An 18,750-nucleotide genomic window follows, 5' to 3' on the forward strand; every position below is an offset into this window, starting at 1 on the left:
CTTTTTTCATCGTCATGCCGATCGGCCAGCGGCGTGGCGTCACGCGCCGCATGAGCGCGGCTACAATGCCGAATCGCTGCGATGGCGATCGCCCCCGCCATTAGCCGAATAACGATAACGATCGCCGTTCATCCGCATGAGACCCGTCGTCCGACTCACCGCCTCCGCCACGCGTGCGCTGCCCCGCTGGCTGCTGCTGACGATCTGCATCGTCTATGCGGCGTTCGGCCTGTTCGGCCGCGACCCGTGGAAGAACGAAGATGCGGCTGGATTCGGCGTCATGTGGACGATGGCTGGTGGCGACGCCCGGGATTGGCTGCTGCCGAACCTCGTCGGCAAGTACGTCACTGACACCGGCCCGCTCGGCTACTGGCTCGGCGCGGGGTGCATCCGGCTGCTCGCACCATGGGTCGATGCGGCCGATGCGTCGCGGCTGTCGACCGGCATACTCTTTTGCGTGACCTGTGCGTTGGTCTGGTATACGGCCTATCTGCTCGGGCGCCGTGCCGAAGTTCAACCGTTCAAGTATGCCTTCGGCGGCGAACCCGCGCCGCGCGACTACGGACGCGTGCTCGGCGACGGCGCCTTGCTGATTTTGCTCGCGTCGTTCGGACTCGCCGAGCGAGGCCACGAAACGACACCCCAGCTCGGCCAGTTGATGAGCATCGCGCTCATCGTGTACGGACTCGTGCGCACGCTCGACAAGCCATTGCAAGGGGCCGTCTGTTGGGGCCTCGGGCTCGGACTCGTCGCGCTGAGCGGCAATCCGCTGCTGGTTGCCGCCCTCTTCGCCGGTACGCTCGTTCTGCTGGCGCTGGTACCGGAAGCGCGCTCGATCTGGCTGCTCGTCGTCGGCATGCCGATCGCGGCGGCGTTGTCGGTGGCGTGGCCGCTCGCGGTGCTCAAACTCTACGGCGACGACGCGCGGTGGTTCATCCAACAGTGGGTCAACGGCAGCATCAATCGTTTTTCGGCGCCGCCGGGGCACGTCGTGCGTTACGCCTTCAAGAACCTGCCGCTTTTCACTTGGCCCGCGTGGCCCCTGGCGGTGTGGGCCTGGCTCAGTTGGGGCGGTCTGCGCCGCAAGCCGCATATTGCAGTGCCGCTTTCGGTCGTCGCTCCTGTGCTGGTCCTCGTCGTGTTGCAAAGCCACCAAACGAACCGGCTTTACATGCTGCTGTTGCCGCCGCTCGCCGTGCTGGCAACGTTCGCCTTACCGACGCTCAAACGTGGCGCCATCAACGCGATCGACTGGTTCGCGCTGCTCAGCTTCACGATTCTCGGCACATTCGTCTGGCTGGTCTGGCTGGCGTCGCAAACGGGTTTCCCCGCCCCGCTCGCGCGCAACCTCGCGCGGCTCGTGCCGGGCTTCGTGCCGCATTTCGATGTGCTCTCCTTCGTCTGCGCCATCGGCGTCACCGCGTGCTGGCTTGCGCTCGCGCGCTGGCGTCTGGCACGGCATCCGAACGTGCTCTGGCGCAGTGTGGTGCTCTCTAGCGCCGGCACGACGTTGATGTGGGTGCTGCTGATGACGCTGTGGCTGCCGATCGTCAACTACAGCCGGACCTATCGCGATGTCGCGATGCAGATCGCCGAGCATCTGCCCGACGACTACCGCTGCATTTCGCCGGTTCGCCTCGGCGACGCACAGCTCGCATCGTTCGCTTACTTTGGCGACATGCAATTCTCGTTCAGCGGGGACTGCGACGTGTTGCTGCGCCAGGATGCGCAAGACTTCATCGCGCCGAGCCCGATGCCGAGCTACGTTTGGAAGCTCGTATGGGAAGGCCGCCGCGCAGCGGACCGTGACGAACGCTTCCGCCTCTATGTGCGCGTCGATCGTCCGACGCCGCCCGCACCGCGGCGCAAGCATCCGATTCACCGGCGGTAGCCATGTTCGCGGACATCCGCAATATCGCGGGGCTCGCATGGCCGGTGCTCGTCGGGCAACTCGCCATCATCGCATTCGGAGTCATCGATACCGCCATGGTGGGCCGCTTCTCCGCGGTCGATCTTGCCGCGCTCGGACTCGGCTCATCCATCTATGTGTCGGTCTACGTCGGTCTGACGGGCGTCGTGCTCGCGCTGCAGCCCATCGCCGGTCAGCTTTTCGGCGCGCGCCGTCACGCCGAAATCGGCGAGGAGGTTCGCCAGGCACTCTGGCTTGCGGCGGGACTTGCCGTGCTCGGCTTCGCGGTCATGTACTTCCCCGCGCCGTTGCTCGCCATTGCGCGCGTTCCCGCGGCGCTCTACGAACGAACCGAGCTTTACCTGCGCATCGCCGCGTTCGGTCTGCCAGCCAGCCTCGCCTTTCGCGTCTATTCGGCACTCGCCAACGCGGTGGGCAAGCCACGGCTCGTCATGATGCTGCAAGTCGCAGCGCTCCTGGCGAAAGTCGCGTTGAACCTCTGGTTCATCTTCGGCGGCTTGGGGCTCCCGCCGTTGGGCGGCCCGGGCTGCGCACTCGCCAGCACACTGATCAACTTCGCGCTCGCGGGCATTGCTCTGACCTTGCTCGCCAGGCTGGAGCTTTTCGCCCCGTTCGGAATCTTCGCGCGCTTTTGCTGGCCCAGCGTCCAGCGGCTCGCGGCGCTCCTCAAGCTGGGGCTGCCCATGGGGCTCTCGTATCTGATCGAGGTCACCTCATACACGTTCATGGCGCTTTTTATCGCGCGCTTCGGCACGACCACCCTCGCCGGGCATCAGATCGTCGGCAACTTCGGCGCGGTGCTCTACATGACACCGATGTCGATCGGCATCGCCACCTCCACGCTCGTGGCCCATGCACTCGGCGGCGGGCGCCATGATGCCGCGCGGGCGCTCGCACGGCACGGCATCGCCCTGGCCTGCGCGATCGGATGCGGCTACGCCGCTGTCTCCTGGCTGCTCCGCCCGTTGATCCTCGCGGGCTACACGCCCGACGCGGCCGTCATCGCTGCGGCCATGCCGCTTTTGCCGATCATGCTCGTCTACCACATCTTCGATACCTTTCAGACGGCCACGGCGTTCGTGCTGCGAGCCTATAAGGTTGCCGTTGTACCAACCGTGATCTACGCCGTGGCGCTTTGGGGGGTTGGACTCGGCGGCGGTTATCTGCTCGGCTTCGATATCGGCGGCGCCGTACCCGAATGGCTGAGAGGCGCGCGCGGATTCTGGGCGGCCAATGCCGCGAGTCTCGCGGCGGCCGGCGCGGGCCTCTTCGTCCATTGGCGCTCGGTCAGCGCGCGCCTCGCGCGTAATGCTCAGGCCACCTCAGGCGCATCGACCGGGTCCTGACGGCCCTCGAACACCTCCCGGGCCGCGAAGAGCGCGTTGAGCGCCGCTGGAAAACCGGCATAGACCGCCATCTGCATGAAGACTTCGACGATCTCGGTCTGGGTCACACCGACATTGAGCGCGCCTTCGATGTGTACTTTCAATTGCGCCGTCGCATTGCCGAGCGCCGCAAGCGCCGCGATGGTCGCAATCTCCCGCGACTTCAGATCGAGCCCCGGGCGGCTATAGATATCGCCGAACGGGAATTCGATCAAGAGACGCGCGAAGTCAGGCGCGATCGGCGCCAGCGCGGCAATCACGCGCTCACCGGCTTGCCCGTCGATTTCCCTCAGCTTGTTCCATCCCCGCGCGTAGCGTTGTTCGGCGGCCGGGGCGTTCGTTTCGGTGTTTTGCATGGCAAGTCCTTTCGTCGTTGAGTCGTCATGGCCCGGCTGGCATCGTCGGCCGACCGGATCCGCGTCATGTCGTGCGCGAGTACCTCGTAGTGGCGAATCTTCTCGTCGATCGCCGTGAGGTTCGTCTGCAACTGTGCAAGCTGATCGAGCACGCTCTGGCGATGCTCGATCAGCAGCGCGAGCCGCTCTTGCGCCGTTTCGTCGCCGCGGGCACGCAATGCCGCAAAAGCCTGCATGCCGGCAATCGACATGCCGGTCGCCTTCAGTCGCATCACGAATCGCAGCCAGTCCATATCGGTGCGCGCATAAAGCCTGTGACCCGCGTCGGTACGCGAGACCGGCAACAGCAGGCCGGCCTGCTCGTAGTAGCGCAGCGTATGCGTCGATACGCCGAGCTCGGCGGCCATGCGTCCGATCGTGAGCGCTTCTGACATGACATCCTCAACGTTAAGACTTCGAGTGCACACGAAGTCAAGCACCCGTTACACCGAAACACAATAAAAAAAACGGCCGAGCATCATGGGCTCGGCCGCCGCTGCGCCGCATGATCTGCGGCGAATCAGTGAACGACACGCTCGAACACGAACTTGCCGTCTTGCAGGTCCACAGGAATCACGTCCTTCGGGCCGAACCTGCCCGCGAGAATCAGCTTGGCGACCGGGTTCTCGATCTCCTGCTGGATCGCGCGCTTCAATGGCCGCGCCCCGAAGAGCGGGTCGTATCCAACCTTCCCGATCTGCTCCAGCGCTTCATCGGAAACGACGAGCTGCATTTCGAGCTTCGCGAGCCGGTCGTGCAACCGCTCCAGCTGGATCTTCGCGATCGATTCGATGTTCTTGCGATCGAGCGCATGGAACACGACGACCTCGTCGATCCGATTCAGGAACTCGGGACGGAAGTGCTGCTTGACCTCGGTCCACACCGCATCCTTGATCGCTTCCTGCGGCTCGCCCGACATCGCTTGAATCATTTGCGAGCCGAGATTCGACGTCATGACGATCACCGTATTCTTGAAGTCCACGGTACGTCCCTGACCGTCGGTCATGCGGCCGTCGTCGAGCACCTGCAACAGCACATTGAAGACATCGGGGTGCGCCTTTTCGATTTCATCGAGCAAGATGACACTGTACGGCTTGCGACGCACGGCCTCGGTCAGATAGCCGCCCTCTTCATAGCCTATATAGCCGGGCGGCGCGCCGATGAGACGGGCGACGCTGTGCTTTTCCATGAACTCGCTCATATCGATGCGAATGAGGTGCTCCTCCGAATCGAACAAGAACGACGCGAGCGCCTTGCACAGTTCGGTCTTGCCGACCCCCGTCGGGCCCAGGAACAGGAACGAGCCGTATGGCCGGTTCGGATCCGCGAGCCCCGCGCGCGAGCGGCGAATCGCGTCCGCCACGGCGCTGATTGCCTCGTCCTGACCCACGACACGCTCGTGCAGCTTGCCCTCGATCTGCAACAGTTTTTCCCGCTCGCCTTGCATCATGCGCGACACCGGAATGCCCGTTGCACGCGATACCACTTCGGCGATTTCCTCGGCGCCCACTTGCGTGCGCAACAGACGCGGACGCTCGGGATTGTGCTGCTCCTTCGCCTCGGCCTGCGTGACTTGCTTCAAGCGCGCCTCGAGCTCCGGCAGCTTGCCGTATTGCAGCTCCGCGACCTTTTCGAGCTTGCCCTCGCGCTGCAATCGCGTGATTTCGGCGCGCGTTTTCTCGATCTCTTCCTTCAGCTGCGCGCTACCTTGAACGGCCGCCTTTTCGGCCGTCCAGATCTGCTCGAGGTCCGAGTACTCGCGGTTGAGCCGCTCGATCTCCTCCTCGATCAATTGCAGCCGCTTTTGCGATGCCTCGTCCTTTTCCTTTTTCACTGCCTCGCGCTCGATCTTGAGCTGAATCAGCCGCCGGTCGAGACGGTCCATCGCTTCGGGCTTCGAATCGATTTCCATCTTGATCTTCGAAGCGGCTTCGTCGATGAGGTCGATGGCCTTGTCAGGCAGGAAGCGATCGGTGATATAGCGGTGCGACAACTCGGCCGCGGCCACGATCGCGGGATCCGTGATCTCCACGCCGTGGTGGAGCTCGTAGCGTTCCTGCAGACCCCGCAATATCGCGATCGTCGCCTCGACGGAGGGTTCCTCGACGAGCACTTTCTGAAAGCGCCGCTCGAGCGCGGCATCTTTTTCGATGTACTTGCGATACTCGTCGAGCGTCGTCGCGCCGATGCAGTGCAACTCGCCTCGCGAGAGCGCCGGCTTGAGCATGTTGCCCGCGTCGATCGCACCTTCCGCCTTGCCGGCGCCCACCATCGTATGGATTTCGTCGATGAAGACGATCGTCTGCCCTTCATCGCGCGCGATATCGTGCAACACCGCCTTTAGGCGCTCCTCGAACTCGCCTCGGTATTTGGCGCCGGCAAGCAGGCCGGCCATGTCGAGCGATAGAACGCGCTTGTTCTTGAGCGATTCCGGCACCTCGCCGTTGACGATGCGCTGCGCAAGCCCTTCGACGATCGCGGTCTTCCCGACGCCGGGCTCGCCGATCAGTACCGGGTTGTTCTTGGTGCGGCGCTGAAGAATCTGGATGGAACGGCGAATTTCGTCGTCGCGCCCGATCACCGGGTCGAGCTTGCCGGCGCGCGCGCGCTCGGTCAGGTCGATCGTGTACTTTTTGAGCGCCTCGCGCTGGCTCTCGGCCTCGGCGCTATGCACCTGGGCTCCACCGCGCACAGCGGCGATCGCCGTCTCGAGCGCGCGGCGCGTCAGACCATGCTCGCGCAGCAGCTTGCCGGCCTCGCCCTTGTCGTCGGCCACGGCAAGCAGGAACATCTCGCTCGCGATGAACGTATCGCTCAGTTGCTGCGCTTCCTTGTCGGCCTGATTCAAAAGACCGTTGAGCTCGCGGCTCAGCTGGATGTTGCCATCGGTTCCCTGCACCTGCGGCAGGCGCGCAATCGCTTCGTTGACAGCCGTTTGCAAAGCCTGGATATGCACGCCGGCACGGGAGAGCAGCGAGCGCGAGGAGCCGTCTTCCTGCGCGATCAGGGCCGCCAGGACGTGTACGGGCTCGAGATACTGGTTGCCTCGGCCGACGGCAATGCTTTGCGCGTCGGCCAGCGCTTCCTGAAATTTGGTGGTGAACTTGTCGATTCTCATGAAGAGACCTCCAATTTTGACTACCACCAACATGAGGGGCGAGCCGCGCGTTTCAAGCGTGCCCGATCAAATCAGGTGTCGCCGCCATCGGCGACGGCGATTGGTACGATCGTCCTTCCGCCGGCATCGGGTGCCGCGACGAGCGGCACGCCGAGCAGTGCGGCAAGCGGCGCCCCCTGTCCGACGAGATCGGCGAGCGTGTGCCGGTCCAGCTCCGCAAGGAATGCGCCACGCGCTGCCTCGAAAATGTGTCTGAGCCGGCATTGCGGCTCGATGACGCACTGTCGGGCCTCGCCGCCGCCGCGTTCGAAACAACCGACGAGCGCAAAATCGGTCTCGGTCGCCCGGACCACCTCGCCGATCGTCAGCGCAAGCGACCGGTCATTGAGCCGCAGGCCGCCATGGCGGCCCCGTATCGTGTCGATCCACCCGCGCTCGCCGAGCTGCTGCACGACCTTCATCAAATGGTTCTTCGAGATTCCATAGGCATCCGAGATGTCCTGAATCGTCGACAGGCCGTCGCGGCGGACGGCCAGATACAGCATCACGCGCAACGCGTAGTCGGTGTAGTCGGTCAATCTCATGGCTTGGTTCGCATCGGCATTTGGGGGTACGAGCGCCCGGGCGGGCAAAAACCGTGTCCAGCGAAGGGTTGTCTACACGGCGTGTTGACCATAACATGCGTTGCCGGGATGGGTTCACGCAGTGCGGCATCGGAATTGCCCATCTCGATAAGGAATGAAGTATGGCGCGCCGTTTCGCCGCATGCCAGCGCGCTCCCTCGGAAATTGCGATGACTACCCCACCCCGTCCCGGCGGACAGACGCCCGGCGCCTGCCCCGCAGCCCCCGCTCGCGAGAGCGCACCGACCGAAGCGAACATCCGCGAGCTCGTCTACGCGTTTTACGACCGCGTACGGGCCGATGCGCTGCTCGGGCCGGTTTTCGATGCCGTACTGCACGGCCGCTGGGACGAGCACCTGCCGAAGATGTGCCTCTTCTGGGGCGCGCTGGTGCTTGGCGACAAGCGCTACCGCGGCAACGTCCAGTCGGCGCACCAACCGATCGAGGGGCTCGAACCCGGGCATTTCAGCCGCTGGCTGCACCTTTTTCTCGATACCGTCTGCGATCGCTACGAGCCCGCGGCGGCCGTACGATTCATGGAGCCCGCGCTGCGCATTGCGCAAAGCTTGCAGCTCTCGCGCTTCGGTTGGGACTACGAGGTCCCGCCGGAACAGCAAGCTCTGCTCGAGCGCATCGCGCCGAGGCGGCCCGCCGAAGATACATCGGCGGTTTCGCCCAACGGCAGACGGCGCGCACCGGCGGAGCCATTTCCGGCCAAAATCATCGGCCGCGGCAACGACGAGGTTTCCTAGCGGTCTCCGGGCTCCGTGCCTGCGTCGCTCGACGCAATGGTGGCATTGGGGGCGTTGGTGGCATTGGTGGCCTCGATACCCCAGCGCGCCAGTGCGGCGTCGTCGGTCACGCGCGCATCCACCCAACGCGAACCGGCCGGCGTCGTCTCCTTCTTCCAGAATGGCGCCTGAGTCTTGAGGTAGTCCATCACGAACTCGCACGCCGAGAACGCGTCGCCACGGTGAGCCGCCGTGGCGGCCGCCAGTACGATCTGATCGAGCGGATACAGCTTGCCCACGCGGTGCACGATGAGCACGTCCGAGCCGGGCCAACGCCGCCGGGCTTCGTCGACGATCGACTCCAGCGCTTTTTCGGTCATGCCCGGGTAATGCTCGAGCTCCATGGCGACGACGTCGTCGCCGTCGTTCATATCGCGTACCGTTCCGACGAAGCACGCCACCGCGCCCACTTTGGGGTTATGCGCACGCAGCGCAGCCACCTCGGTGCTCAAATCGAAGTCGGCGGTCTGAACACGCACAGTCATAAGCCCCTCCTCGTTCGCGGCTCGCGCTCACCCACCCGTCACAGGCGGAAAAAACGCGACTTCGCAGCCGTCGGTCAGCCGCGCGGCCGCATCGGTCATCGTCTGATTGCAGGCCATGCGCAAGGCGCGCCCCTCGGCGAGCGCCTCGCTCCAGGCGCCGCCGCGCGCGCGCAGCCACGCTCGCAGGTCGCCGATGGTGCTGATGCCCTCGGGCAATTCGACCGACTCGTGCGCGAGGCCCAGCGATTCCCGCACGCTTGCGAAATACCTCAGTTCGATTTTCATTCGATGCCAATTCGCCGTTCGGTACCGCCCGTCAGCCGAGCAGCTCCGAAAAAGGAAGAAAACGTACGGTCTCCCCCGCGCTGATCGCGTGATTGGGCGGATTGTCGATGAGGCCATCCCCCCATACGGTCGAGGTCAGCACGGCCGAACTCTGATTCGGGAAGAGCTCGAGCCCGCCTGCCGCATTGATGCGCGCGCGCAGGAACTCGTTGCGACGATCGGCCTTTGCTTGCGTAAAGTCCGCGCGCAGCGATATGGCGCGCGGCGCCACGTCGTGAGCGCCCCCGAGCCGCAGCAGGAACGGACGGACGAACAGCAAAAAGGTCACGAAGCTGGAAACCGGGTTGCCGGGCAGACCGACGAAAAAGGTCTCAGCCTCCATCGCGGACGAACCTTCGCTCGGAGCGGACGCCTGAGCGCGGCTCGCCGCCTGGCTGCGCACCGCACCGAACGCGAGCGGCTTGCCGGGCTTCATCGCGATCTGCCAGAGGGAAAGGCGGCCCAGCGCTTCGAGCGCAGGTCTGACGTGATCTTCTTCGCCGACGGATACGCCGCCGGACGTCAGAATCAGATCATGCTCCCGCGCGGCCGTGGCCAGCGCCTCGCGGGTGGCGTCGAGCCGATCCGGTACGATGCCATAGTCGGTGACGGTGCAACCGAGCCGCTCCAGCAGCCCGCGCAACGTGAACCGGTTCGAGTTGTAGATTCGCCCGGGCGCGAGCGGCTCGCCCGGCATCGTCAACTCGTCGCCCGTGAAAAACACCGCGACCTTCACCCGGCGCGTCACCGTCAGCGCGGCGCACCCGATGGAGGCCGCGAGGCCCAGCGCCTGCGGTGTCAAGCGGGTGCCGGCCGGCAATATCACCGCGCCGCGCCGGATATCGGCGCCCTGCATCGTGATCCACTCGCCCGGCCGCGGGGTATGCAAAATTTGCACGCTATCGCCCGACGCCTCGGTCTGCTCCTGCATAACCACCGCATCGGCGCCCGGCGGAACCGGGGCGCCCGTGAAGATGCGCGCCGCGGTCCCGGCCGCAAGCGGAGCAGCCTGTTGACCGGCGGCAATCCGCTGCGAAACCGGCAGCGCCCGTTCTCCATGGAGCAACTCCGCGCTGCGAACGGCGTAGCCGTCCATTGCGCTCGTGTTCATGGGCGGAACGTCGATGGCGGACACCACGTCGGCGGCCAGGACGCGCCCGAGCGCCTCGACGGTCGGCACTGTTTCGGTGCCGGAGACGGGCCGTGCGGCCGCGAGCAGCGCGGCGAGCGCGTCGGCCGTCGACATGAGCGGTGGGCGGGTTGATGTTGCGCTTGGCGTGGACATCGGTCTGACGGGCGAGTCTGAAGGCGAGACTCTCATTGTAGCGACGTGCGCCGCGTACGGTGCGCCGCCGTTGCCGACAGCTCGCCGGGACGCCGGCCTCAAAGCCCGGTATGGGTCGTGATGAACTCCTTCACGCGGCCCGCATCGGCCGGCAGCACCTCGAAGCGCTGCGGCAGCGACTCGATCCCCTCGAACCCGGCCGGCCGTTCGGGGTCGCGTCCGAGCGCCTCGCGAATCGTTTCGCCGAACTTGATGGGCTGCGCCGTCTCCAGCACGACCATCGGCACGCCGGGCTCGAGATGCTCTCGGGCCACCTTGACGCCGTCGGCGGTATGCGTGTCGATCATCGTGCCGTAGCGGGAGAAGACATCGCGGATCGTCGCGACACGGTCCGCATGCGTGCTGCGTCCCGAAACGAAGCCGAATTCGCGCACGCGGGCAAAATCGCCGCTCGCGGCCAGATCGAAGCCGCCCTTTTCCTCGACGTCGCGAAAGAGCTGCAGTACACGCGACGGATCGCGGCCCAGCAGATCGAAGACGAAACGCTCGAAATTCGACGCCTTCGAGATGTCCATGCTCGGGCTGCTCGTATGGAACGTCTGAGCCGCGCCGCGCACGCGATAGACGCCGGTGCGGAAGAATTCGTCGAGTACGTCGTTTTCGTTGGTGGCGACGACGAGTTTGGCGATCGGCAACCCCATCATGCGTGCGATGTGCCCCGCGCAGACATTGCCGAAGTTGCCGGAGGGCACCGTGAACGACACGCGCTCGTCGTTCGAGCGTGTCGCCGCGAAATAACCCTTGAAGTAATAGACGACCTGAGCCACCACGCGCGCCCAGTTGATCGAATTGACCGTGCCGATATGCTGCCGCGATTTGAACGCGTGATCGTTCGACACCGCCTTCACGATGTCCTGACAGTCGTCGAAGACGCCTTCGACGGCAATGTTGAAGATGTTCGGCTCTTGCAGGCTGTACATCTGCGCCGTCTGGAACGCACTCATCTTGCGATGCGGCGAAAGCATGAAAACGCGCACGCCGGCCTTGCCTCGCATCGCATATTCAGCCGCGCTGCCCGTGTCGCCCGATGTGGCGCCGAGGATGTTCAGCGTCTGCCCATGCTTCGCGAGCGCATACTCGAACAGATTGCCGAGCAGTTGCATCGCCATGTCCTTGAACGCAAGCGTCGGACCGTTCGACAGCTCGACGAGTGCGAGCGGCGCGCCGTTCTCCACCCCGAGCTGCCTCACTGGCGTGATCGCCTCGGCGTCGTCGCCCGAGCGCGCGTTGCAATAGACGTCGGCGCGGTAGGTGCGCCGCGTCAGCGCGCGCAGATCGTCGGCCGGGATGTCGTCGGTGAACTTCGACAGGACTTCGAAGGCGAGGTCGGCATAAGGCAGAGCGCGCCAGCGCGCGAGTTCCTCGGTCGAGACACGAGGGTATTCAGCCGGCAGGTACAGACCGCCGTCCTTCGCGAGACCACCCAGCAAGATGTCGGAGAACGTATGGCGCTCGCCGATGCCGGCGCCACGCGTCGAAATGTAGTTCATAAGGAATCTCTCTTCGGCTCAGGCAAGCGCTTCGATGCGCAGTTTCGTGACGTTCGAGACGACGGTCGCGAGCGCCTCGATCCGAGCGATGGCCGCATTGACGTTTTTCTCGAGCGTCTCGTGCGTGATGATGACGACGTCCGTCTGCCCGTCCCCGGCGACCTGCTCCGCTTCGCGTTGCAGCATGGCATCGATGGAGATGCCCGCGTCGGCAAGCAGGCGCGTGACATCGGCAAGCACGCCTGTCACATCCGCCACGCGCAGGCGCAGGTAATAGCCGCTCGTGACCTCTTCGATCGGCAGCACCGGCGTGTCCGACAGGCTTTGCGGCTGGAACGCGAGGTGCGGCACGCGATGCTCGGGATCCGCCGTATGCAGGCGGGTCACATCGACGAGATCGGCGACGACGGCCGATGCCGTCGGTTCCGCGCCCGCGCCCTTGCCGTAGTAAAGCGTCGCGCCGACAGCATCGCCATGCACTTCGACCGCGTTCATGGCGCCTTCGACGCTCGCGATGAGGCGCTTGGCCGGAATGAGCGTAGGGTGCACGCGCAACTCGATGCCGCGCGCCGTGCGCCGCGTGATGCCAAGCAGCTTGATGCGATAACCGAGGTCTTCGGCGTACTTGAGATCGGTGGCATCGAGCTTCGAGATGCCTTCGACGTAGGCGCGATCGAATTGCATCGGCACGCCGAACGCGATGGCGCTCATGATCGTGAGTTTATGCGCGGCGTCGATGCCTTCCACATCGAAGGTCGGGTCCGCTTCGGCATAGCCGAGTGCCTGCGCGCCCGCAAGCGCTGTCGCGAAGTCGACCCCGCGTTCGCGCATCTCCGAAAGAATGTAATTCGTCGTTCCGTTGATGATGCCCGCAATGTACTGAATGCGATTGGCCGTCAGGCCCTCGCGCAGTGCCTTGATGATCGGAATACCGCCCGCCACCGCCGCCTCGAACGCCACCATGACGCCTTTCTCGCGCGCCGCCGCGAAAATCTCGGTGCCATGCACGGCCAGGAGCGCCTTGTTCGCAGTGACGACATGTTTGCCGTTGGCGATGGCACGCAGCACGAGTTCGCGTGCGATACCGCTGCCGCCGATCATCTCGGCCACGATGCCGATCGCCGGATCGTCCACGACGGCGTTGAAATCGGCACCGACTTGCACATCGCTCGCGGCCTCGCCCAGGGCGGCAAGCGCCTTGGCCGGGTTGCGCACGGCGATGCGAGCGATTTCGATGCCGCGTCCGGCGCGGCGTTTGATTTCTTCCTGATTGCGCCGCAGCACCGTGAAGGTGCCGCTTCCTACCGTGCCGAAGCCCAACAGGCCAACTTTGATCGGTTCCATGCAGCGTCTGAGTCGATTGGATAATGCGTTGATGAGTGTGTCCTGCGCCCGCGCCTCGCGTAGCGTCACATGCTGTGACGTTTGCGGTAGCCCTCGAGAAACCGCGCGATGCGGTTGATCGAATCGGTCAGATCGTCGGCGTTCGGCAGGAACACGACCCGGAAGTGATCGGGACTCGGCCAGTTGAAACCCGTGCCTTGCACGAGCAACACACGCTCTTCGAGCAGCAGATCGAGCACGAACTGCTGATCGTCCTGGATCGGATAGACCTTCGGGTCGAGCCGCGGAAACATGTACAGCGCGGCCTCGGGCTTCACGCAGCTGACGCCCGGGATCGCATTGAGCATCTCGTAGGCAATCTGGCGCTGCTTGTGCAGCCGCCCGCCCGGCATGATGAGATCGTCGATGCTCTGATAGCCGCCCAGCGCGGTCTGAATGGCGTACTGTCCCGGCACATTGGGGCAAAGGCGCATCGAGGCGAGGATGCCGAGCCCCTCGAAGTAGTCTTTTGCACGCCGGCGGTTCTCGCCTGTCAACCCCGAGACGTACATCCAGCCGGCGCGGTAGCCGCACGAACGGTAGCTCTTCGAGAGGCTGTTGAAGGTAACCGTCAGCACGTCCTCGGACAATGCGGCGACCGACGTGTGCTTCTTGCCGTCGTAGACGATCTTGTCGTAGACCTCGTCGGCGAAAATGACGAGGCCGTGCTGGCGCGCGATCTCAAGCAAATCGAGCAGCAATTCGTCCGAGTAGAGCGCACCCGTCGGATTGTTCGGGTTGATGATGATGAGCGCACGCGTGTTCGGCGTGATTTTCGCGCGCACATCGTCGAGATCGGGCATCCAGCCGTTCGATTCGTCGCACAGATAGTGCACGGGCGTGCCGCCGGACAGACTCACCGCGGCCGTCCACAACGGATAGTCGGGCGCCGGCAGCAGGACTTCATCGCCGTCGTTGAGCAAGCCCTGCATGGCCATCACGATCAGTTCGGACGCGCCGTTGCCGATGTAAATGTCGTCGAGCTCGACCCCCGCCACGCCCTTTTGCTGCGTGTAGTGCATGATCGCCTTGCGCGCCGCGAACACGCCCTTCGAATCCGAATAACCCGACGAAGCGGGCAGATTGCGGATCATGTCCTGGACGATTTCCTCGGGCGCATCGAAGCCGAACGGGGCGAGATTGCCGATGTTGAGCTTGATGATCTTGTGGCCTTCGTCCTCGAGGCGCTTGGCGTGCTCGAGCACGGGCCCGCGGATGTCGTAGCAGACATTCAACAGCTTGTTCGATTTGAGAATCGGTTTCACGGCGACACTGTTCCTCGGGAAAGGCCTGAAGGGGCGAAAGCGCTGGCAGCCGAGGCGCCGGACGCGCCAGGACGGTGCCGGGCGCGGCGGCGAATTCACCGGGTGGGGGAGCACGCGAGGCGGGCCAACGCGTCAGCGCTTTTGGCGCTCGTTGCCAGACTCCCCGCGCGGCAATCGCGATGCAAAGGGCGCCGCCAGGCGGCTAAAAAGTTATAATTTAGCGGATTTCGGCCAACTTTCGCAATGCACAATCGCTAGGAGCCGAAAGCCAGCCGGGAAACTACGGAAAAAACGGATTTGAAATTACACCAGGATTCGAGCGGCGCCCTGAACACGGTCACCGGTTACGGCGCCCACTATGTGGAGATCAATCTCCAGCGCCACGAAAGCAGCGTCGTCGTGGTGCCGGACGCGCCCGTCGTCGACTGGCCCGTCTCGTCGTTCGACATGCTGAGCGTGGAACACTTCGAGATCGTGCTGGCCACCGAGCCGGAGGTGGTCGTCTTCGGCACGGGCGCACGCCTGCGGTTTGCACATCCGCGTCTGACGGCCGCGCTCACGGCGCGACGCATTGGCGTCGAATCGATGGATTTCATGGCCGCCTGCCGGACTTACAACATTCTGATGGCCGAAGGCCGCCGGGTCGCCGCGGCGCTGCTCATCGAGCGATGACGGTTCGCCGCGCGTGCCGTGCCGCGTCCGGGAGCGCAGTCGTAGCGGCGGCGCTCTCAGCGGTACGAGGAGCCGGCCGTGCGCCGGCGGCGCGCCGTGCCGTCCATACCCATTGGCCGCTTCCGCGGCTTCGCTAAACGGATTCCGACTCATGCCGCTTCAACGTTACTCCCGCTCCGCCGGCGCCAGTCCGGCAGACGGCCATGCCCCGTACGGCGCGGGCCTCGCGCAGCAGTTGCCGGCGGGCCGCGTCGCCATCGCCTTGCTCGTCCTTGCGCTGGCCATCATCTGGTTCGCGCCGCTCGGCTTGCGGCATCTCGTGCCGAGCGACGAAGGCCGCTACGCCGAAATGGCCCGCGAGATGCTCGTCACGGGCGACTGGATCACGCCGCGCTACAACGGCTACAAATACTTCGAAAAGCCGCCGCTGCAGACCTGGGCCAACGCCCTGACGTTCGCCTGGTTCGGCATCGGCGAGTGGCAAGCCCGGCTCTACACGGCATTGACAGGCTTCGCCGGCGTATTGCTGGCCGGCTTCACGGCCCGGCGGCTCGTGAGCCCCGCCGCGGGTTTCGCCACGGCGCTGGTGCTGGCGAGCGCGCCCTACTGGAACCTGATGGGGCACTTCGACACGCTCGACATGGGCCTCTCGTTCTGGATGGAATGCGCGCTGTGCACGTTGCTGCTCGCCCAGCGCGCCGACGCCGCCAAGCGCGAGCGCCGCGCGTGGATGTGGGCATGCTGGGCGGCCATGGCGCTGGCGGTACTCTCGAAAGGGCTCGTCGGGCTCATCCTGCCCGGCGCCACGCTCGTCTTTTACACGCTGATCGAGCGCGACTGGGCCATCTGGAAGCGCCTTCATCTCGCGAGCGGGCTCGTCGTCTTCTTCGCCATCGCCGCGCCCTGGTTCGTGCTCGTTCAACTGCGCAACCCGGAATTCTTCAATTTTTTCTTCGTCGTCCAGCAATTCGAGCGCTACCTCACGCCCGACCAGCACCGCCCTGGGCCAATCCATTATTTCGTCTGGGTCGTCCTCGTCGGTTTCCTGCCGTGGCTGTCGATCGCGGCGCAAAGCCTGCGTCACGCGGCACGCGCGCCGCGCGAGGCGAACGGCTTCAGGCCCGCGATGCTGCTGTTCGTCTGGACGGCCTTCATCTTCGTCTTTTTCAGCGTATCGCATTCGAAGCTCGTTTCGTATGTGCTGCCGATCGCCCCTGCGCTGGCCCTCGTCATCGGCGCCTATTTGCCGCATGTTTCGCGCGATGCATGGCGCCGCCATCTGCTCGGCTATCTCGCCCTGCTGGCGATCGTCGCCGTCGGGGCCATCTTCATCGGCCGCTTCGGCGATGCCCGCACGCCGAACGCGCTTTATCTGGAATTTCGCAACTGGGTGTTCGCGGCGGTGGGCGTCGCCGCCGCGCTCACGCTGCTGGCGCTCTGGATCAACCGGCGCGCGCAGGCTTCGGTGCTGCCTTCGGCAACCGCATTCGCCGCGGCGTGGCTGATGCTGGCGACCATCGCGGGCACGGGCCACGAAGCATTCGGCCGGTATAGTTCCGGTGCGCTTCTCGCACCGGCCGTCAAAGCGGCACTTGCGCGGCTGCCGGCCGACGCACCGTTCTACTCCGTCGGCCTGCTCGATCACACGTTGCCGTTTTACGTCGGCCATACGACGATCATGGTCCAGGACGCGAACGAACTGACGTTCGGCGTCCACCAGGAACCGCAAAAATGGGTCCCGACCATCGCCGAATGGATCGAGCGCTGGAAGGCCGCGCCGTACGGGCTGGCGGTCATGACCCTCTCGCGCTACGACGAACTGGCGGCCGCCCATGTGCCGATGCGCGTCATTGCTCGTGACACGCGCCGCGTGGTCGTGGAGAAACCCGGCGCCCCATGAAGCTGCATCTGAATCCGAACCCGAACCTGTCGGCGCCGCGCGTGCGGCGCCTCCGCGATTTCCAATGAACCCAATTTCGCTATTTTGCATTCTGGCTGGCGTGACACTGAACGCCGGCGCGCAGTTGCTGCTCAAGGCCGGCGTGAACGCCGTTGGACACTTCGAATTCACCCGTGCGAACATTGTGCCCATTGGCCTGAAACTCGCCACCCAGGTGCCGATCGTCGGCGGTCTGGCCTGCTACGTCGTCAGCGTGGCTGTCTGGGTCGTCGGGCTATCGCGCGTCGACGTGTCGGTTGCCTATCCGATGCTTTCGCTCGGCTACGTCGTCAACGCATTTGCAGCCTGGTATTTGTTCGGCGAAGCGCTGTCGGTACACCGGCTGGCAGGCATTGCCATTATTCTGGTCGGCGTCGTGGTCCTCGCGCGCAGCTGAGCCTCACCGGCTGCCCCGTTCTTTTTATCCATGCACAGCATTCATCATTCATGACCCAGCAAGCCCTCCCCTTTTTGCCGTTCGTGCGGCCCGAGATCGACGAGGACACGATTCAGGGCGTAGCCGACGTGCTGCGCTCCGGCTGGATCACCACCGGCCCTCAGAACACGGCTTTCGAGAAACAATTGTCCGAGTTCTGTGGGGGCCGTCCCGTGCGCACGTTCAATTCGGGCACGGCCACGCTCGAAATCGGCTTGCGCATCGCGGGGGTCGGCCCCGGCGACGAGGTCATCACGTCGCCCATTTCATGGGTCGCGACAGCGAACGTCATCCTCGAGGTCGGGGCGACACCGGTTTTCGTCGATATCGATCCGCTCACCCGCAATCTCGATCTGAATCTCATCGAACAGGCCATCACGCCGCGCACGAAGGCGATCATTCCGGTCTATCTTGCGGGGCTGCCCGTCGACATGGACCGGCTCTACGAGATCGCGCGCGCCTACAAGCTGCGTGTCGTCGAGGACGCAGCGCAGGCGATCGGCGCCACCTGGGGCGGCGAGCGCATCGGCAAGCTCGGTGACCTCGTCTCGTTCAGCTTTCACGCGAACAAGAATCTGACCTCCATCGAAGGGGGCGCGCTCGTGCTCAACGACGAACACGAAGCCGAACTCGCGCGCAAGTACCGGTTGCAAGGCATCACCCGCACGGGCTACGACGGCATGGACTGCGATCTGCTTGGCGGCAAGTACAACCTGACCGACGTGGCGGCGCGCGTGGGGCTCGGGCAATTGGCGCGGCTCGAGCGCTTCGTCGCGCAACGCAAGACGCTGGCGCGGGCATATTTCGAAGGGTTCGAAAACGGCGCCGCGAGCGCGCTCGGTACCGGGCTGCCCGTGCGCGACTTCGAAAACGGCAATTGGCACATGTTCCAGATCGCCCTACCGCTCGCGCGGCTCACGATCGATCGCGCCGGCTTCATGCAGAAGATGCATGACACCTATGGCATTGGCACAGGCGTGCATTACCCCGCCATCCATCTGTTCACGCTTTATCGCGCGCGCGGCTTCGCACCGGGCATGTTCCCGCACGCCGAGCGCTACGGCGCGTCTACGCTCACGCTGCCGCTTTTCACGCAAATGACCGAAGCCGATGTGGCTCGCGTCACCGCCGCCGTCAATGAAATCTGCGAACATCACGGGAAATAAGCG

Annotated in this window: 17 protein-coding genes; 7 read left to right on the forward strand and 10 right to left on the reverse strand. The window is 64.7% G+C overall.

The genetic code is table 11. The features are described 5' to 3' along the window. Nucleotides 1-136 precede the first annotated feature (136 nt). Together VGL01_RS12855 and VGL01_RS12860 are read left to right on the forward strand one after the other, a co-directional pair. Nucleotides 137-1,891 carry a glycosyltransferase family 39 protein gene (locus VGL01_RS12855; RefSeq protein ID WP_331569828.1) on the forward strand — a complete coding sequence of 585 codons (1,755 nt, stop codon included), beginning with the start codon at nucleotides 137-139 and terminating at the stop codon, nucleotides 1,889-1,891. A 2-nt stretch (nucleotides 1,892-1,893) separates the two neighbouring features. Further along, entirely contained in the window at nucleotides 1,894-3,276 is a 1,383-nt protein-coding gene (locus VGL01_RS12860; RefSeq protein ID WP_331569830.1) for an MATE family efflux transporter, read from the forward strand. On the opposite strand, the gene VGL01_RS12865 is transcribed toward VGL01_RS12860, so the two are convergent. The 4 genes from VGL01_RS12865 to VGL01_RS12880 all read right to left on the reverse strand — a co-directional run bounded on the left by VGL01_RS12865 (nucleotide 3,243) and on the right by VGL01_RS12880 (nucleotide 7,412). After that, nucleotides 3,243-3,671, reverse strand: a complete 429-nt coding sequence (locus VGL01_RS12865; protein WP_331569832.1) for a carboxymuconolactone decarboxylase family protein — start codon at nucleotides 3,669-3,671, stop codon at nucleotides 3,243-3,245. The genes VGL01_RS12860 and VGL01_RS12865 overlap by 34 nt on opposite strands. Beyond that, on the reverse strand, nucleotides 3,605-4,105 hold the full coding sequence (locus tag VGL01_RS12870; RefSeq protein WP_331569835.1) for a MerR family transcriptional regulator: 501 nt from the start codon (nucleotides 4,103-4,105) through the stop codon (nucleotides 3,605-3,607). The genes VGL01_RS12865 and VGL01_RS12870 overlap by 67 nt, the downstream gene beginning before the upstream one ends. 125 nt (nucleotides 4,106-4,230) lie before the next feature. Continuing rightward, nucleotides 4,231-6,828 carry an ATP-dependent chaperone ClpB gene (gene clpB / locus VGL01_RS12875; protein WP_331569837.1) on the reverse strand — a complete coding sequence of 866 codons (2,598 nt, stop codon included), beginning with the start codon at nucleotides 6,826-6,828 and terminating at the stop codon, nucleotides 4,231-4,233. 71 nt (nucleotides 6,829-6,899) lie between these two features. Next, entirely contained in the window at nucleotides 6,900-7,412 is a 513-nt protein-coding gene (locus tag VGL01_RS12880) for an Rrf2 family transcriptional regulator (protein WP_331569839.1), read from the reverse strand. 209 nt (nucleotides 7,413-7,621) lie between these two features. On the opposite strand from VGL01_RS12880, the gene VGL01_RS12885 reads away from it, so the two are divergent. Further along, nucleotides 7,622-8,203 (forward strand): group III truncated hemoglobin, encoded by a 582-nt coding sequence (locus VGL01_RS12885; RefSeq protein ID WP_331569841.1) that lies wholly within the window; start codon nucleotides 7,622-7,624, stop codon nucleotides 8,201-8,203. Here VGL01_RS12885 and moaE read toward each other — a convergent pair. The 6 genes from moaE to VGL01_RS12915 all read right to left on the reverse strand — a co-directional run bounded on the left by moaE (nucleotide 8,200) and on the right by VGL01_RS12915 (nucleotide 14,534). Beyond that, nucleotides 8,200-8,727, reverse strand: a complete 528-nt coding sequence (moaE, locus tag VGL01_RS12890; protein WP_331569843.1) for a molybdopterin synthase catalytic subunit MoaE — start codon at nucleotides 8,725-8,727, stop codon at nucleotides 8,200-8,202. The two genes, VGL01_RS12885 and moaE, sit on opposite strands and share 4 nt — an antisense overlap. A 27-nt stretch (nucleotides 8,728-8,754) precedes the next feature. Next, the gene (gene moaD, locus VGL01_RS12895) at nucleotides 8,755-9,012 is read right to left on the reverse strand and encodes a molybdopterin converting factor subunit 1 (protein WP_331569845.1); all 258 of its coding nucleotides are present in this window, start codon (nucleotides 9,010-9,012) and stop codon (nucleotides 8,755-8,757) included. Nucleotides 9,013-9,043: 31 nt separating this feature from the next. After that, nucleotides 9,044-10,336 carry a gephyrin-like molybdotransferase Glp gene (gene glp / locus VGL01_RS12900; protein ID WP_331569847.1) on the reverse strand — a complete coding sequence of 431 codons (1,293 nt, stop codon included), beginning with the start codon at nucleotides 10,334-10,336 and terminating at the stop codon, nucleotides 9,044-9,046. Nucleotides 10,337-10,434: 98 nt separating this feature from the next. After that, nucleotides 10,435-11,886, reverse strand: coding sequence for a threonine synthase (gene thrC, locus VGL01_RS12905; protein ID WP_331569849.1), 1,452 nt, complete (start codon nucleotides 11,884-11,886; stop codon nucleotides 10,435-10,437). A gap of 18 nt (nucleotides 11,887-11,904) precedes the next feature. Then, nucleotides 11,905-13,230, reverse strand: coding sequence for a homoserine dehydrogenase (locus tag VGL01_RS12910; protein WP_331569851.1), 1,326 nt, complete (start codon nucleotides 13,228-13,230; stop codon nucleotides 11,905-11,907). A 65-nt stretch (nucleotides 13,231-13,295) separates the two neighbouring features. After that, nucleotides 13,296-14,534: a pyridoxal phosphate-dependent aminotransferase gene (locus VGL01_RS12915; RefSeq protein WP_331569853.1), complete on the reverse strand. Its 1,239-nt coding sequence runs from the start codon at nucleotides 14,532-14,534 to the stop codon at nucleotides 13,296-13,298. Nucleotides 14,535-14,831: 297 nt separating this feature from the next. Between VGL01_RS12915 and VGL01_RS12920 the strand changes: the two genes are divergently transcribed. From VGL01_RS12920 to VGL01_RS12935, 4 genes are all read left to right on the forward strand, one after another. Next, nucleotides 14,832-15,206, forward strand: a complete 375-nt coding sequence (locus tag VGL01_RS12920; protein WP_331569855.1) for an Mth938-like domain-containing protein — start codon at nucleotides 14,832-14,834, stop codon at nucleotides 15,204-15,206. Nucleotides 15,207-15,357: 151 nt separating this feature from the next. Beyond that, on the forward strand, nucleotides 15,358-17,106 hold the full coding sequence (locus VGL01_RS12925) for a glycosyltransferase family 39 protein (RefSeq protein ID WP_331569857.1): 1,749 nt from the start codon (nucleotides 15,358-15,360) through the stop codon (nucleotides 17,104-17,106). Nucleotides 17,107-17,170: 64 nt separating this feature from the next. Continuing rightward, nucleotides 17,171-17,542 carry an SMR family transporter gene (locus tag VGL01_RS12930; RefSeq protein WP_331569859.1) on the forward strand — a complete coding sequence of 124 codons (372 nt, stop codon included), beginning with the start codon at nucleotides 17,171-17,173 and terminating at the stop codon, nucleotides 17,540-17,542. Between the two features lie 50 nt (nucleotides 17,543-17,592). Beyond that, entirely contained in the window at nucleotides 17,593-18,747 is a 1,155-nt protein-coding gene (locus VGL01_RS12935) for a DegT/DnrJ/EryC1/StrS aminotransferase family protein (protein ID WP_331569861.1), read from the forward strand. The last annotated feature ends 3 nt before the right edge of the window (nucleotides 18,748-18,750 follow it).

This window comes from Trinickia sp., assembly GCF_036503415.1.
Taxonomy (GTDB): domain Bacteria; phylum Pseudomonadota; class Gammaproteobacteria; order Burkholderiales; family Burkholderiaceae; genus Trinickia.